The organism is Roseomonas rosulenta (genome assembly GCF_016106005.1).
GTDB classification, from domain to species: domain Bacteria; phylum Pseudomonadota; class Alphaproteobacteria; order Acetobacterales; family Acetobacteraceae; genus Neoroseomonas; species Neoroseomonas rosulenta.
Genome location: NZ_JACADR010000109.1, coordinates 1 through 13,946 on the forward strand (window position 1 = coordinate 1; position 13,946 = coordinate 13,946).

The window sequence follows — 13,946 nt, forward strand, 5'->3', positions numbered from 1 at the left end:
GCAGCAGCAGCGCGCGCCCGCCGGCGGCGCGCAGGAAGGCCTCGCGCAGGGCGCGCGCGGCGCGGCGCGTGGGCAGCAGGATGGTGGTGCGGGCGAGTGCGTCGGGTGCTTCGGGCGGCATGCGCGCCAGCACGCCCGCTGCCAGCGTGTCGAGGAAGGGCGCCCAGGGCGGGATGGCATGGAGGTTCATGTGCGCGCTGCCCGCGCCATCAGAACAAGGCTCTCACCAGCCCCGCCCGCAGCGTCTCCTCCGCATAACGCAGGTCCTCGGGCGTCGAGAGGTGGAACCACACGCCGTCATGCACCAGCCCGAACAGCCGCCCGGCCTCGATCGCGCGGTCATACAGCCGGTTCAGGCTGAAGGCACCCGCCGGCGCGCCCTCGAACAGCGCGGGCGAGAGGATCTGCACCCCGGCATAGAGATACGGCGCGATCTCGCGCTCCTTCGGCCGCCGCATCCGCCCGAGTGGGTCGAGCAGGAAGTCGCCCATCCCCACCGTGCCTTCCACTTGCGTGGTGCGCACCATGAGCAGCAGCGCGTCCATCTGTGCGGGATCGAAGGCGGCGGCCAGCCGCTTGAGCGCGGGCGTGGGTCCGTCGAGCCAGAAGGCATCGCCATTCACCACCGCGAATGGCGTATCGCCCAGCAGCGGCAGCGCGCGCGTCACGCCACCGCCGGTCTCGAGCAGTTCCGCCTCCCGCTGCAGCGCGACGCAGGGGTGCTCCCGCAGCGCCATCGCCTCGGCGATCCGGTCGGCATGCCAATGCGCGTTCACCACGGCCTGCGTTACCCCCGCCGCAGCGAGCCGGTCCAGCGCATGGTCCAGCAGCGACCGCCCCGCCAGCGGCAGCATCGGCTTCGGCAGGTCGTCCGTCAGCGGCCGCATCCGCGTGCCGAGCCCGGCGGCGAGCACCATGGCATGGGTCAGGTCGATCATGCGGGCTCCGTCAGGGCGAGGGGATTGCGGCGCAGCGTGGTGGGAATGCGTGCGTCGAGGAAGTCGCGCAGCGGGCGCGTCGCGGGGTGGTGCAGTGCAGCCTCCAGCAGCCGCCAGCAGCGCGGGCCGTGCACAAGGTAGCGCGGTTTGCCGTCGCGTAGCGCGAGCCGCACCCACAGCGCGGCGACGCGCAGATGCCGCTGCGCCGCACAGGCGGCCATGGCAGCGAAGAAGCGGTCGCGATCGACGCCGCCGCGCGCCGCGAGGTACCGCGCGATGGCGGCGTCGCGCACCTCCGGCGCCACGTCGCGCCGCGCATCCTCGACCAGCGAGACGAGGTCGTAGGCCGCGGGTCCGCGCGCCGCGTCCTGAAAATCGAGCAGACCGGTGCGGCGCGGCCCGTCGCGGCCGGGCAGGCGCATCAGGTTGGCGGGGAAGTAGTCGCGATGCACGAAGCCGCCCTCCTGCGTGAAGGGCGCGACCATGGCGGTGATCGCGGCATCCAGCGCCGCGCGCGTCTCGGCGTCCGCCGCCGCGCCCATCGCCGCGGGCCACCACCAGTCGAGGAAAGTGGCCGCCGTTGCGCGCGCCATTTCGGCCGGACCCCAGGCTGGCAGGGATGCCGGTGGCGGTGTGGCATGCAGCGCGGCCAGCGCCTCCGCCGCCTCGAGGTAGCAGGGCAGCGCCGCCTCGCCGGCATCGAGCAGCGCGGCATGCGTGGCGTCGCCGAAATCCTCGATCAGCAGGAAGCCGGCAGCCTCGTCGGTGGCGAGGATCTCCGGTGCGGACAGCCCGATGCCGGAGATGTGGCGTGCGACGGCGACGAAGGGTCGGACATCCTCGGGCGGCGGCGCATCCATCAGCAGCGCCGGGCGCGGCCCGCCGTGCAGCCGCGCATAGCGGCGGTGGGAGGCATCGCCGGGCAGCCAGTCGATCCGCGCCGCGCCGAAGCCTGCGGCGCGCAGGAAAGCGGCCGGATCCCTCACGCGGCCAGCGCGGCAAGCCGCGCATCCCAGCCCGACAGCTGCGCGCGTCGCGCATTCTCCTCCGCCAGCGGCGCCAGCGCGACATGCAGCGCGTCGCCAGGCGCCAGGCTGCCGAGCCGCTCGGGCCATTCCACCAGCACGATGCCTTCGCGCGCCTCCTCCCAGCCCAGCTCGTCGAGTCCCTCAGGCCCGTCCAGCCGATAGAGGTCGAAATGATGCGCCGGCCCGGCGGGCAGGTCGTAGGACTGCACCAGGGTGAAGGTCGGGCTCGGCACCTCCAGCGCCGGGTCGCCCGCGGCGGCGCGCAGAACGGCGCGGGCGAACTCGCTTTTCCCTGCCCCCAGCGGCCCCTCCAGCAGCACCGCGTCGCCCGCGCGCAGCAGCCCGGCCAGCCGCGCCGCGAGGGCATGGGTGGCGGAAAGGTCGGGCAGGTCCAATGTGATGGTCGGGGGCATGGCGGCCTGCCGGGCAGCGCCGGCTATGAACCTCGGGGCGACCCGTCTATCACGCTGGCCAGGATTCGGGGGAGTGGCCATGTCGGCCGTGATCGAAACGGATGTCGCCATCATCGGCGCGGGGCCCGTGGGCCTGTTTGCGGTGTTCGAATGCGGCATGCTGCGCATGAGGACGGTGGTCGTCGATGCGCTGGATGCGCTGGGCGGCCAATGCACCGCGCTGTATCCGGAGAAGCCGATCTACGACATCCCGGCGCATCCCGCGATCGCGGGCGCGGACCTGATCGCGCGGCTCGAGGAGCAGGCCGCACCCTTCGCGCCGACCTACCTGCTCGGCCGCCGTGTCGAGCGCCTGGCGCGGGAGGGCGATGTCCTCGAGCTCGGCACCAGCGCCGGCGACACCATCCGCTGCAAGGCCGTCATTATCGCGGCCGGCGCGGGCGCCTTCGGGCCGAACCGCCCACCGCTCGATGGCCTGCCGGGCTACGAGGGATCGGGCGCGGTGCGCTACCTGGTGGCGCGGCGCGAGGAGTTCCGCGGCAAGCGCGTGGTAATCGCGGGTGGCGGGGATTCCGCCGTCGATTGGGCCCTGTCGCTGAAGGATATCGCGGCGAAGGTCACGGTGGTGCATCGCCGCCCCAAGTTCCGCGCGGCACCCGAGACCGCCGCACAGCTCGAGGCCGCCGCCGCGCGCGGCGAGGTGGAGATGGCCATTCCCTACCAGCTGCATGGCCTCAAGGGCGACGGGTCGCGGCTCGAGGCGGTGACGCTAGCCACGCTGAAGGGCGAGGAACGCGACATCCCCGCCGACCACCTGCTCGCCTTCTTCGGCCTGTCGATGGAACTCGGCCCGATCGCGGAATGGGGCCTCGGCCTCGACCGCCACCACATTGCGGTCGCGCCCGCCACCTGCGCGACGAACATCGATGGTGTCTTCGCCATCGGCGATATCGCGACCTATCCGGGCAAGCTGAAGCTGATCCTGCAGGGCTTCAGCGAGGCCGCGATGGCCGCGCACGCCATCCACCCCCGGGTCTTCCCGGGGGAGGCGCTGCATTTCGAATACTCGACGACGAAGGGCGTGCCGGCTGCAGCGTGATCCACTTCGACGGGTCAACCTGCAGCCTCTGGTCGCGCGGCTGCTTCACCGCTGCGGCCTTCCGCCTTCGCGGATCGGGCGCTACCGCCTGAGGCTGGCCCGCAGCCCGTCCAGCACGGCATCCATCGCCGCCTGGTAGCCCGGCCCGTCGAGATAGCCCTCGAAGGTGCCGGTGCGATCGAGGAAGCCGCGCCAGGCGGGTTCCTGCAGCGCGCGGCGGAAGCGGTCGTGCAGGCTGGCGTAGATCTCGTCCGGCAGTCCGGCGGGCGCGTTGAGGCCCTTCATGTTCTCGACCACCACGTCGAAGCCGGCTTCGCGCAGCGTCGGCACCTCCGGCAGGATCGGGATGCGCTCGGCCGAGCAGACCGCGAGCGCGCGGATCTCGCCCGACTGCACCATCCCGCCGGTCTCCTCCGGCGCCAGCACGGCCAGGTCCACCGTGCCGGACAGCAGCGCCTGCAGCGACGGCGCCCCGCCGGAGAAGGGCACGTGCAGCATCTCGACCCCCGCCGCGGCCGAGAACAGCACGAAGACCGCATGGTAGATCGACCCGATGCCCGAGGAGGCATGCGTCACGGTTCCTGGCGCGGCCTTGGCCGCGGCGGCAACGGCGGCCATGTCGGCGAAGCGCCCGCCGCGCTTCGCCACGATCAGCAGCGGCTGGCGCGTGATGCGCAGGATGGCGCGGAACGACCGCTTGGGGTCGTAGGGCAGGTCGCGAAAGGCGGCGAGCGAGGTGCTCTCGGACCCGCCGCCGACCAGCAGGTTCAGCCCGTCCGGCGCCATGCCCGCCACCTGCTGCGCGGCGATGGCACCGCCCGCGCCGGGGCGGTTCATCACGACGATCGGGGTGGGGAAGAAGCGGGATGCGGCCTCGGCCAGGGCACGCGCCTGCAGGTCCGTCCCGCCGCCGGGCGGAAAGCCCGCGATCAGCTGGATCGGGCGCGCGGGTTCCCAGGCGTTTGCCGCGAAGGGTGTGGCGGCAAGCCCTGCGGTGCCCGCAAGCATGGTCCGGCGTGTGGTCATGACGCTTCCTCTCCCTGGCCCTTTCCGGGGAGGCTACGACCCAGCGCGCGGCTTGCCCAGGCGACGCCTCAGAACGGCCGCCCGGCCACCGACTGCCCGATCAGCGGCGCGACGGCGGTGGCCAGGTGGCCGAACAGCGCCTCGTCATCCGTGCCGTGGCGCTCGCATGTGACCACCGCGGTCCAGATCACGCGGTTGGCGGCGCGGTCGCGCAGTTCCACCACGCCGCTCACGCGCAGCACGGGCACGCGGCGGCCGCCGGCGCGCGGCGCGTTCTGCGCCCAGGAGAGGTCGTCGCTGTCGCGGAAGCTGCGGTCCTGCATGGTGTCGCCGAAGCCGCCGAAATTGTCGCCCTCCGCGCTGACGCCGCCACGCCAGGACAGGATGAAGGGTGCGTCCGGCGCCACGCGCCGCCCGCTGCCCTGCAGCGCGGCCAGCACGGCGCGGCGCAGGCGCATCTCGTTGGGCGATCCGCCGGGGCGGTCGGGCACGGCGATGGCGGCGTCGCGCGGCACCGGCGCGAAGGCATTGGCCGAGATGCGGCCCGGGCAGACAGATTGCGCAACGGCCGGCAGCGCGGCGGCGAGGGCGCCTGCCAGCAATGCCATCACGGCAAGCAGGGTGCGGGCGATGGCGGGCATGACGTGTCCTCGTGGCTGGCGCGGGCAGCCTAGGGCAGCCAAGCCGCCGCTGCCAAACCGGCGGATGCGGGCCGACCCCGGTCGATGTGCGAAATCGCATAGACCGGTGTCGGGGCGCCTGTGGATCGTGCAGGCATCATTCCGGAGTGCAACGACATGATGATTCGCCGCCACCTGCTGCTCACCGCCGCCGCCGCCGCGATCGCGGCACCCCGCCTGGCCGCCGCGCAGGCGCGCCCCGTGCGGGTGATCGTCCCCTTCGCCCCCGGCGGGCAGTCGGACACGGTGATGCGGCTGTTGCAGCCGAGGATGGCGGAGCATCTCGGCGTGCCTGTGGTGGTCGAGAACCGCCCCGGTGCCGGCGGCGCGATCGGCGCGGGCATAGTGGCGGCAGCGCCGCCGGACGGCACCACGCTGTTCTTCGACAGCTTCGGCTTCGTCGTGCAGCCGCTGGTGCAGCGCGGCCTGCCCTTCGACTACACCACCGCCTTCGCCCCGGTCGCGCAGGTGGTCGCCGCGCCCTACGTGCTGGTGGTTAAGCGCGACTTCCCGGCCACCGACCTGGCCGGCTTCATCAATGCCGCGAAGCAGCGCCAGGGCGTGCCCTTCGGCAGCCCGGGCATCGGCACGGTCGGGCACCTGGCCGGCGCGCTGCTGGCGCACCGCGCGGGCATCACCCTGGAACACGTGGCCTATCGCGGCGGCGCCGACGCGGCGCGCGACCTCGCGGCCGGCAACCTCGATGCCGCGATCAGCACGGCCAACAGCCTGCGGCCGCTCACGCTCGACAACCGTGCGCGCGGCATCGCGCTGACCAGCGCGGAACGCCGCGGCACCATGGCCGACCTGCCGACCATCGCGGAATCCGGCTTCCCGGGCTTCGACCTGACATCGTGGAACGGCATCTTCGCGCCGGCCGCCACGCCGGCCGCGACCATCACGCGGCTCGAGGCGGCGGCGCACCACGCCATCGCGGACGAGGCGGTGCGAAGCCGCCTCGCCGCCAGCGGCAACGACCCGATCGCAGGGTCAGCCGCGGCCTTCGGCGAGCTTATCCGGCGCGACGGCGCCATGGTGCGGCAACTCGTCGCCGAAACGGGCATGCAACTCGATTGACGGGCCGGAGGGGCGCCGCCCCTCCGGACCTCCCACCAGAGGGCAATGGCCCCCTGGACCGCGCGACGCTAGAGGGCGCCGCCGCGACGGCCGGCCATGGCACCCAGGCGCAGCCGCAGCGCGTTCAGCTTGATGAAGCCCTGGGCGTCGAACTGGTCGTAGGCGCCCTGGTCGTCCTCGAAGGTGACGTGCTTCATCGAATACAGGCTGTTCGGCGACTGCCGGCCCGTCACGATGGTGTTGCCCTTGTAGAGCTTCAGCCGGACCGTGCCGGTCACGCTCTTCTGGCTCTCGTCGATCAGCGCCTGCAGCATCCGGCGCTCGGGGGCGAACCAGAAGCCGTTGTAGATGATCTCGGCGTAGCGCGGCATCAGCGAGTCCTTCAGGTGCGCGGCCTCGCGGTCGAGCGTGATGGACTCCATGGCGCGGTGCGCGACGTAGAGGATCGTGCCGCCCGGCGTCTCGTAGCAGCCGCGCGACTTCATGCCGACGAAGCGGTTCTCCACCAGGTCGAGCCGGCCGATGCCGTTCTCCTTGCCGAGCGCGTTGAGCTTCGTCAGCAGCGTGGCCGGGGACAGGCGCTCGCCGTTGATGCCGACCGCGTCGCCGCGCTCGAACTCGATGGTGATCTCGGTGACCGAGTCCTTCGCGTCCATCGGGCTGATGGTGCGCTGCCAGACCATCTCGTCCGGCGCGTCCCACGGCTCCTCGAGGATCTTGCCCTCGGAGCTGCTGTGCAGGAGGTTCGCGTCGACGCTGAACGGCGCCTCGCCGCGCTTGTCCTTCGCGATCGGGATCTGGTGCTCCTCGGCGAACTGGATCAGCCGGGTGCGGCTGGTCAGGTCCCATTCGCGCCAGGGGGCGATGATCTTGATGTCCGGCTTCAGCGCGTAATACGACAGCTCGAAGCGCACCTGGTCGTTGCCCTTGCCGGTCGCGCCATGGGCGACGGCGTCGGCGCCGACCTGCTCGGCGATCTCGATCTGGCGCTGGGCGATCAGCGGGCGGGCGATCGAGGTGCCCAGCAGGTACATGCCCTCGTACAGCGCATTGGCGCGGAACATCGGGAAGACGAAGTCGCGGACAAAAGTCTCGCGCAGGTCGTCCATGAAGATGTTCTCGGGCTTGATGCCGAGCAGCAGCGCCTTGTCGCGCGCCGGGCCGAGCTCCTCGCCCTGGCCGAGGTCGGCCGTGAAGGTCACCACCTCCGCGCCGTAGGCGGTCTGCAGCCACTTGAGGATCACGCTGGTGTCGAGCCCGCCGGAATAGGCGAGCACGACCTTCTTCACGTCCTTCACGCGCATCGGGCGCTCCCAGATCTCTAGAACCGGCGCGGTATGGCGCCCGCCGCCCCGACAGGCAAGGGCACCCGGGGGCCGTTGCGTACCGGCCCGCCCGGGCGCTTCAATGCCTCGCAGAACGGCGGCACGGAGGAAACGCCCCTGTCCAGCGGTACCGAGGCCCTGCTGCGCGATGTCGTGGCCGCCAGCCGCATCCTGGCGCATGAGGGCGTGATCGACAGCTTCGGCCATGTCTCCGCCCGCGACCCCGCGGCGCAGGACCGCTTCCTGATGCCGCGCGTGCGCGCCGCGGAGCTGGTCGAGGCGGCCGACATCCTCGCCTTCGACCTGGACGGCGCCCCGGTCGCGCCGACCACGGCGCGCATCTTCGCCGAGCGCGCCATCCACGCCGCGATCTATCGCGCACGCCCCGACGTGATGGCGGTCTGCCACCACCACGCGCCACCCATGATGCCCTTCTGCATCACCGGCGTGCCGCTGGTGCCGGTCTTCCATCTGGGCGCCACCATGGGCGCGGTCGTGCCGCTATGGGATAGCCAGGACGAATTCGGCGACACCAACCTGCTGGTTTCGACCCCCGAGGAAGGCGACAGCCTGGCCCGCGCGCTCGGCCACCACTGGACTGTGCTGATGCGCGGCCATGGCGTGAGCGTCGCGGCGCGCGGGGTGGTCGAACTGACCTTCCGCTGCATCTACGGCATGCGCAACGCGCAGGCGCAGGCGGCCGCCGCCGCGCTCGGCCAGGTCCGCGCACTGACGCCGGGCGAGGCCCTGGCCGCGGCGGAGTTCAACCTGCGCCCCTTCGCCATGGATCGCGCCTGGGAACAATGGCGCCGCCGCGCCGGCCTGGCGGAAGGAAGCCCCGCATGACCCGCATCGCCCGCCGACGTCTGCTCGCCGCGCTGCCGGCGCTGTTGCCGCTGCCCGCCGCGGCGCAAGGCGATACCCGCCCGATCCGCCTGATCGTGAGCGTCGCCCCGGGCGGCGCGGTGGACCTGACCGCGCGGCTGCTGGCGCAGCACATGGCGGGCCCGCTGCAGAGGACCATCCTGGTCGAGAACCGCCCCGGCGCGAACGGCATCCTGGCCGCCGAGGCGGTGGTACGCTCGAACCCCGACGGCACCACGCTGCTGGTCGCGCCTGGCGAGGTATTCTCGGTCAACCCGGTGCTGCACGCGCCCCTCCCCTACGATGCGGATCGCGCCTTCGCGCCGATCGGCATCGCCACCACCGGTGCCTATGTGCTGGTGGTGAATGCCGGCCTCGGCGTGACCACGCTGGCCGATCTGGTGGTGCTGGCGCGGCGGCGGGAGCTCGCCTATGGCAGCACCGGCGTGGGCAGCATCCCGCACCTCAATGCGGCGGCCTTCGCGCGGGACGCCGACATCCGGATGCTGCACGTGCCCTATCGCGGCACCGGCCCGGCGGCGACGGCGACGGTGGCGGGCGACGTGGCGCTGCTGGTCTCGACCCCGCCATCCGTGACGGCCTTGGTGCAGGACGGGCGGCTGGCGGCGCTCGGCGTCGGCAGCCCGGCGCGGCTGCCGCAATTCCCCAATGTGCCCACCATGGCGGAGGCCGGCATCGCGCCCGATGCGCTGCGGCCCAACTGGTTCGCGCTGGCCGGGCCGGCCGGGATGCCGCCGGCGATGGTCGCGCGCCTCAACGCCGCGATGCGCCAGGCGGTCGTCACACCCGAGATGTCCGAGCGACTGCGCGCTGGCGGCCTCACGCCCGCGCCGGGCTCGCCGGAGGATCTGGTCGCTGTCATCGCCGCCGACCTGCGCCATTTCGGCGAGTTGATCCGCGCCACCGGCATCACGCGGGAGTAGCGCGGCAGCGCCGCGCCCGGCGGCGATGCACGACGGCTCGCGGGGGCGGGACGTCTTCGGTGGGGCCGCCCGGTCCCGGAGCGCCCGTCAGACCCTCAGCGTGCCGTCCCGCGCCGCGGCGTAGCGCGCGGCGATCTTCTCCCAGTTCAGCACATTCCACCACGACGCCAGGTAGTCCGCGCGGCGGTTCTGGTAGCGTAGGTAGTAGGCGTGCTCCCAGACGTCGTTGCCCATCAGCACGCGGTTGCCGTCCATCAGCGGCGTGTCCTGCCCGGGCTTGGTGGTTATGGCGAGCGCGCCGGCCGGCGTGACCGTCACGAACACCCAGCCGGAGCCAAACACGCGCAGGCCCGCCGCGTTGAAGTCGGTGCGGAACTTCTCCATCCCGCCCAGGTCGCGGTCGATCGCGGCCTTGAGGTCGCCCGCGGGCTCTCCGCCCGGCCCGCCCATGATCTCCCAGAACATGGAATGGTTGGCGTGGCCGCCGCCATTGTTGCGCACCGCGGTGCGGATGGCCTCCGGCACCTGCGACAGGCGCATCAGCAGGTCGTCGAGCTGCATGGCGGCGAGCTGCGGCTGGCCCTGCACCGCGGCGTTCAGCCCGGCCACCTGCGCGCCGTGGTGGCGCGCGTGGTGGATCTCCATCGTCATGGCGTCGATGGCGGCCTCGTTGGCGTTGGGCGCATAGGGCAGCGGCGGCAGGCTGAAGGGGCCGGAGGGCGCCTGCGCCAGGGCCGGGCGCCGCGGCAGCGCGAAGCCCGCGACTAGCCCAGCGGCGCCGATCATCAGGCCGCGGCGTTGGATGGTGGTCATGGGTATCTCCCCGTGGGATGGGGGGAGAATGGGTGTGCCCCCGGCAGAGGGCAACAGCGGGTTCGGCCCAAGCCGCGCTGACAGCGTGCACGCAAGCGAATCAGCGGTGAAGGGGGCGGCCGACCCGAGCTGAGCCCCGCACCACACCGCCCGCCCCCCAACTGGTCCGGAACCAGCGGATCGACGCCATGCCTCGATCCGGGAGTGCAAGGCGCGACCGCGCCCAGACCCTCAGCCGCGCCCGGCGCACCAGTGCGGGGCGCGAAAGCCAAGCCCGCGGATGCGGGCGCCGGCGATTGAGGACACGAAAAAGACTCCGCCGGCGCCTGAGGCCGGACTTACGTTTCCTCGTCGCGGTCCGCCTCGACCTCGATCGCCTCGTCGATGCCGTCCGCCTCGTCGTCGAGCTCCTCGGCGTCCTCGATCGCCTCGTCGCCCTCGACATCCTCCACTTCCAGCTCCTCGCCCTCCGCCTCCGTGCCGGCGGCGGCGCGCTTCTTGAGCTTTTCGTCGGGGGCCGCGGTCGCGGCGGCGCGGCGCAGGCGCGGCTGCTCGGCCGGCTGCTCGGTGCCGCATTTCGGGCAGACGGCGGGGCTGCGCGCCAGGTCGTAGAACCGGGTGCCGCAGGCGACGCAGCTACGCTTGAGACCGAGTTCGGGCTTGGCCATGGATCATATCCGTCTCGCGCGGCGGGGCCGGGGCGGCGCCCCGTCGCGGCTTTGGAAAAGGGGTCGGGCGCATTGCCACGCGAGGCCGGGCCATGTCAAACGCGCCTGCATGTCCCATCCCGCCCCGCGCCCGCTCCGCGCCGCCGCCCCCTCCGCCCCGCTGGCCGGCAGGCTCGGCGTGCCCGGCGACAAGTCGATCAGCCACCGCGCCCTGATGTTCGGCGCGATCGCGGTCGGCACCACCGAGATCACCGGCCTGCTGGAGGGCGAGGACGTGCTGCGCACCGCCGCCGCCATGCGCGCCCTCGGCGCCGAGGTGACGCAGACCGGCCCGGGCGCCTGGCGCGTGGCCGGGCGCGGCGTGGGCGGCCTGGTGGAGCCGGCCGACGTGCTCGACATGGGCAATTCGGGCACAGCGGCGCGGCTGCTGCTGGGGCTGATCTCGGGCCATCCGGTCTTCGCGGTGATGACCGGCGATGCCTCCCTGCGGCGGCGCCCGATGAAGCGCGTGACCGACCCGCTGGCGGCCACCGGCGCGCAGTTCTGGACGCGGGAGGGCGGCCGCCTGCCGCTCGCCGTGCGGGGTGCCACCGATCCGCTGCCGATCGACTACGTGCTGCCGGTGGCCTCCGCCCAGGTGAAGTCGGCCTGCCTGCTGGCCGGGCTGTGCGCGCCCGGCACCACGCGCGTGGTGGAACCGGAACCGACGCGCGACCACACCGAGAACATGCTGCGCCATTTCGGCGCAACGGTCGCCGTGGCCGACACGCCCGAGGGCCGCGTGGTGACGCTGGAGGGCCAGCCGGAACTGGTCGCCGCGCCGGTGGTGGTGCCGGGCGACCCGTCCTCGGCGGCCTTCCCCATCGTGGCGGCGCTGCTGGTGCCGGGCTCGCGCGTGGTGGTCGAGAATGTCGGGCTGAACCCGCTGCGCACCGGCCTGATCGCGACCCTGCGCGAGATGGGCGCAGCGCTGCGCATCGAGAACGAACGTATCGCCGGCGGCGAGCCGGTCGGCGACATCGTGGCGGAATATACCGAGCTGTCCGGCGTGACCGTGCCGCCGCGCCGCGCCCCCTCCATGATCGACGAATACCCCGTGCTTGCGGTGGCCGCCGCGGCGGCGCGCGGCACCACCCGCATGCGCGGCCTGGCCGAGCTCCGCGTGAAGGAAAGCGACCGGCTTGCCGCCACCGCCGCGCTGCTGGCGGCGAATGGCGTGACGGCCACGATCGAGGGCGACGACCTGGTGGTGCAGGGCACCGGCGGCGCCATTCCCGGCGGCGGCACGGTCGAGACGCACATGGACCACCGCATCGCCATGTCGGCGCTGGTCATGGGCCTCGCCGCGCGCGCGCCGGTCGCGGTGGACGACGCCGCTTTCATAGACACCTCGTTTCCCGGCTTCGCCGCGCTGATGAACGGGCTCACCGCCGGCACGCCGATCGGGCCCGCCTGAGGCCATGGCGGCCGCACGCTTCACCCCCGCCTATGCGCTGCTGGTGGCGGCCTGGTGCGCGCAGGTCGCGTTTGCGCTCGGCGCCGTGGTCGCGCGCACGCCCTCCTGGATCGAGATCGCGGCCATCCTTGGCGTGGCCGCCGCGGCGCCGATGGCGCCGGAGGACGCCGTGCCCTGGCTGGTTCCCGTGCCGCTGGCCGGGCTCGCCGTCGCGGTGCTGACGGAACGCGCGCTGTGGGGCTGAACGGCACGGTCATCGCGGTGGACGGGCCGGCCGCGGCAGGCAAGGGCACCCTGGCGCGCCGCCTGGCTGCGGCGCTGGGGCTGCCCTATCTCGATACCGGGCTGCTCTACCGCGCGGTGGGGCGGCGCGTGCTCGATGCCGGCGCCGACCCGCGCGATGCTCTGTGCGCCGAGGCCGCCGCGCGCGCCCTGGTCCCGGCGGACCTCGAGCGCGGCGACCTGCGCGGCCCGATGGCCGACATGGCGGCCAGCGCGGTTGCCGCCATTCCCGCGGTGCGCGCCGCGCTGCTCGACTTCCAGCGCGACTTCGGCCGCGCGCATGGCGCCGTGCTGGACGGGCGGGACATCGGCACCGTGGTGTTCCCCGATGCCGCGGTGAAGCTCTTCGTCACCGCCAGCGTGGCCGAGCGCGCCCGCCGCCGCCACCTGGAACTCGCCGCGCGCGGCGTCGCCGCCGATCCCACGCAGGTCGAGGCCGAGATCCGCGACCGCGACGCGCAGGACGCCAACCGCCCGGTGGCGCCGCTGCGCCCGGCCGCGGATGCGATCCTGCTCGACACCACCGCGCTCGATGCCACGGCGGCCTTTGACGCGGCGCTCGCGATGGTGCGCGCGCGGCTGGGGGTGCCCGGGACGCAGGCGTGACCGCGCGGCCCCGCGCCCGGCTACCGGGTCGGCGTCCGAGGAAGCGGTCCTATCGCTCGCAGCGGATGAACACCGTCGAGGGATGCGCCTGCTCGCCCACATCGACCGCGGGGCGCTCGCCGCCGGGGCTTTCGCGCAGCACCGGCGTCACGCCGTTGCGGCGCAGGAAGTCCACCGCCTCGGTCCCTTTCACCGCGAAGTTCACGTTCTGCGGGATGTCGCCGGTGCGCTGCGCGATACGCGCCGCGTTCAACTTGGACACGATCACGCCGATCACGTTGCCCTGGCGGTCGAGCAGCGGCCCGCCGGAATTGCCCTGCTGCACCGGCGCGCTGATCTGGAACTGCGTCGGGTTGTCGTTCAGCCCGGCCAGCGCGCTGACCTCCCCGGTCGTGAGGGTGGGGCCCGACGAGAGCAGCCCCGCCAGCGGGAAGCCGTAGGTCACGACACTCTCGCCGCGGCGCACGGGGTTGGCGCGGAAGGCCAGCACCGGGCCGGGGTTCCCCGTCACGCGCACCAGCGCGAGGTCGCGCCGCGCATCCGACGCCGGCACCTGGCCCGGCAGGGTGCGGCCATCCGCCGTGCGCACCAGGATGCGCGCGCAGCCCTCGATGACATGGTGGTTGGTCAGCACCTGTTCCGGCCCGACCACGAAGCCGGTGCCGGTGGAGGCGCGGGCATTGGGGTTGGGGCGCGCCCCGGGCGCGGCGCCGGGCGCGCTGCCCGG

General features: G+C 73.2%; 17 protein-coding genes. 7 read left to right on the top strand and 10 right to left on the bottom strand.

Going from position 1 to position 13,946, the window contains the following annotated elements; translation table 11 throughout:
• The 4 genes from HW578_RS14115 to tsaE all read right to left on the bottom strand — a co-directional run.
• Window positions 1-190, bottom strand: a 190-nt coding sequence (locus HW578_RS14115) for a hypothetical protein (RefSeq protein WP_198371187.1), incomplete at its 3' end; no start/stop codon positions are given.
• 19 nt (window positions 191-209) lie between these two features.
• Window positions 210-938: a nucleotidyltransferase family protein gene (locus HW578_RS14120; protein WP_198371188.1), complete on the bottom strand. Its 729-nt coding sequence runs from the start codon at window positions 936-938 to the stop codon at window positions 210-212.
• Complete coding sequence (locus tag HW578_RS14125) at window positions 935-1,924, bottom strand: aminoglycoside phosphotransferase family protein (RefSeq protein ID WP_198371189.1); 990 nt, start codon at window positions 1,922-1,924, stop codon at window positions 935-937. Before HW578_RS14125 ends, HW578_RS14120 begins: the two co-directional genes overlap by 4 nt.
• The gene (gene tsaE / locus HW578_RS14130) at window positions 1,921-2,379 is read right to left on the bottom strand and encodes a tRNA (adenosine(37)-N6)-threonylcarbamoyltransferase complex ATPase subunit type 1 TsaE (protein ID WP_198371190.1); all 459 of its coding nucleotides are present in this window, start codon (window positions 2,377-2,379) and stop codon (window positions 1,921-1,923) included. The genes HW578_RS14125 and tsaE overlap by 4 nt, the downstream gene beginning before the upstream one ends.
• Window positions 2,380-2,458: 79 nt before the next feature.
• Between tsaE and HW578_RS14135 the strand changes: the two genes are divergently transcribed.
• The gene (locus HW578_RS14135; RefSeq protein ID WP_198371191.1) at window positions 2,459-3,478 is read left to right on the top strand and encodes an NAD(P)/FAD-dependent oxidoreductase; all 1,020 of its coding nucleotides are present in this window, start codon (window positions 2,459-2,461) and stop codon (window positions 3,476-3,478) included.
• An 81-nt stretch (window positions 3,479-3,559) separates the two neighbouring features.
• Here HW578_RS14135 and HW578_RS14140 read toward each other — a convergent pair whose 3' ends face one another.
• A complete protein-coding gene (locus HW578_RS14140; RefSeq protein WP_198371192.1) occupies window positions 3,560-4,504 on the bottom strand; it encodes a Bug family tripartite tricarboxylate transporter substrate binding protein in 945 nt (314 codons plus the stop codon).
• 68 nt (window positions 4,505-4,572) lie between these two features.
• Window positions 4,573-5,145 carry a hypothetical protein gene (locus tag HW578_RS14145; protein ID WP_198371193.1) on the bottom strand — a complete coding sequence of 191 codons (573 nt, stop codon included), beginning with the start codon at window positions 5,143-5,145 and terminating at the stop codon, window positions 4,573-4,575.
• A 156-nt stretch (window positions 5,146-5,301) separates the two neighbouring features.
• Between HW578_RS14145 and HW578_RS14150 the strand changes: the two genes are divergently transcribed.
• Window positions 5,302-6,261, top strand: a complete 960-nt coding sequence (locus HW578_RS14150) for a Bug family tripartite tricarboxylate transporter substrate binding protein (RefSeq protein WP_198371194.1) — start codon at window positions 5,302-5,304, stop codon at window positions 6,259-6,261.
• A 68-nt stretch (window positions 6,262-6,329) separates the two neighbouring features.
• Here HW578_RS14150 and HW578_RS14155 read toward each other — a convergent pair whose 3' ends face one another.
• Entirely contained in the window at window positions 6,330-7,565 is a 1,236-nt protein-coding gene (locus HW578_RS14155) for an argininosuccinate synthase (protein WP_198371195.1), read from the bottom strand.
• Window positions 7,566-7,598: 33 nt separating this feature from the next.
• On the opposite strand from HW578_RS14155, the gene HW578_RS14160 reads away from it, so the two are divergent.
• Together HW578_RS14160 and HW578_RS14165 are read left to right on the top strand one after the other, a co-directional pair.
• Window positions 7,599-8,432: a class II aldolase/adducin family protein gene (locus tag HW578_RS14160; protein ID WP_198371196.1), complete on the top strand. Its 834-nt coding sequence runs from the start codon at window positions 7,599-7,601 to the stop codon at window positions 8,430-8,432.
• Window positions 8,429-9,394 carry a Bug family tripartite tricarboxylate transporter substrate binding protein gene (locus tag HW578_RS14165; protein WP_198371197.1) on the top strand — a complete coding sequence of 322 codons (966 nt, stop codon included), beginning with the start codon at window positions 8,429-8,431 and terminating at the stop codon, window positions 9,392-9,394. The genes HW578_RS14160 and HW578_RS14165 overlap by 4 nt, the downstream gene beginning before the upstream one ends.
• A gap of 87 nt (window positions 9,395-9,481) precedes the next feature.
• Here HW578_RS14165 and HW578_RS14170 read toward each other — a convergent pair whose 3' ends face one another.
• Complete coding sequence (locus HW578_RS14170) at window positions 9,482-10,207, bottom strand: superoxide dismutase (protein WP_198371198.1); 726 nt, start codon at window positions 10,205-10,207, stop codon at window positions 9,482-9,484.
• A gap of 338 nt (window positions 10,208-10,545) precedes the next feature.
• Window positions 10,546-10,875, bottom strand: a complete 330-nt coding sequence (locus HW578_RS14175) for a TIGR02300 family protein (RefSeq protein ID WP_198371199.1) — start codon at window positions 10,873-10,875, stop codon at window positions 10,546-10,548.
• 109 nt (window positions 10,876-10,984) lie between these two features.
• On the opposite strand from HW578_RS14175, the gene aroA reads away from it, so the two are divergent.
• From aroA to cmk, 3 genes are read left to right on the top strand one after another with little or no spacing between them, the layout of a single operon-like run.
• Window positions 10,985-12,331: a 3-phosphoshikimate 1-carboxyvinyltransferase gene (aroA, locus tag HW578_RS14180; RefSeq protein WP_198371200.1), complete on the top strand. Its 1,347-nt coding sequence runs from the start codon at window positions 10,985-10,987 to the stop codon at window positions 12,329-12,331.
• 4 nt (window positions 12,332-12,335) lie between these two features.
• Window positions 12,336-12,575, top strand: coding sequence for a hypothetical protein (locus HW578_RS14185; RefSeq protein WP_198371201.1), 240 nt, complete (start codon window positions 12,336-12,338; stop codon window positions 12,573-12,575).
• The gene (gene cmk, locus HW578_RS14190; protein ID WP_456308281.1) at window positions 12,566-13,219 is read left to right on the top strand and encodes a (d)CMP kinase; all 654 of its coding nucleotides are present in this window, start codon (window positions 12,566-12,568) and stop codon (window positions 13,217-13,219) included. The genes HW578_RS14185 and cmk overlap by 10 nt, the downstream gene beginning before the upstream one ends.
• A 49-nt stretch (window positions 13,220-13,268) precedes the next feature.
• On the opposite strand, the gene HW578_RS14195 is transcribed toward cmk, so the two are convergent.
• Window positions 13,269-13,946: S1C family serine protease (locus HW578_RS14195; RefSeq protein ID WP_198371202.1), on the bottom strand; the 678-nt coding region annotated here is incomplete at its 5' end.

What these genes read in the sequence shown, in the direction of transcription:
- HW578_RS14120 (WP_198371188.1), bottom strand. Translation starts at nt 938, where the DNA reads ATGATCGACCTGACCCATGCCATGGTGCTCGCCGCCGGGCTCGGCACG.
- tsaE (WP_198371190.1), bottom strand. Translation starts at nt 2,379, where the DNA reads ATGCCCCCGACCATCACATTGGACCTGCCCGACCTTTCCGCCACCCAT.
- HW578_RS14135 (WP_198371191.1), top strand. Translation starts at nt 2,459, where the DNA reads ATGTCGGCCGTGATCGAAACGGATGTCGCCATCATCGGCGCGGGGCCC.
- HW578_RS14140 (WP_198371192.1), bottom strand. Translation starts at nt 4,504, where the DNA reads ATGACCACACGCCGGACCATGCTTGCGGGCACCGCAGGGCTTGCCGCC.
- HW578_RS14145 (WP_198371193.1), bottom strand. Translation starts at nt 5,145, where the DNA reads ATGCCCGCCATCGCCCGCACCCTGCTTGCCGTGATGGCATTGCTGGCA.
- HW578_RS14150 (WP_198371194.1), top strand. Translation starts at nt 5,302, where the DNA reads ATGATGATTCGCCGCCACCTGCTGCTCACCGCCGCCGCCGCCGCGATC.
- HW578_RS14155 (WP_198371195.1), bottom strand. Translation starts at nt 7,565, where the DNA reads ATGCGCGTGAAGGACGTGAAGAAGGTCGTGCTCGCCTATTCCGGCGGG.
- HW578_RS14160 (WP_198371196.1), top strand. Translation starts at nt 7,599, where the DNA reads ATGGCGCCCGCCGCCCCGACAGGCAAGGGCACCCGGGGGCCGTTGCGT.
- HW578_RS14165 (WP_198371197.1), top strand. Translation starts at nt 8,429, where the DNA reads ATGACCCGCATCGCCCGCCGACGTCTGCTCGCCGCGCTGCCGGCGCTG.
- HW578_RS14170 (WP_198371198.1), bottom strand. Translation starts at nt 10,207, where the DNA reads ATGACCACCATCCAACGCCGCGGCCTGATGATCGGCGCCGCTGGGCTA.
- HW578_RS14175 (WP_198371199.1), bottom strand. Translation starts at nt 10,875, where the DNA reads ATGGCCAAGCCCGAACTCGGTCTCAAGCGTAGCTGCGTCGCCTGCGGC.
- aroA (WP_198371200.1), top strand. Translation starts at nt 10,985, where the DNA reads ATGTCCCATCCCGCCCCGCGCCCGCTCCGCGCCGCCGCCCCCTCCGCC.
- HW578_RS14185 (WP_198371201.1), top strand. Translation starts at nt 12,336, where the DNA reads ATGGCGGCCGCACGCTTCACCCCCGCCTATGCGCTGCTGGTGGCGGCC.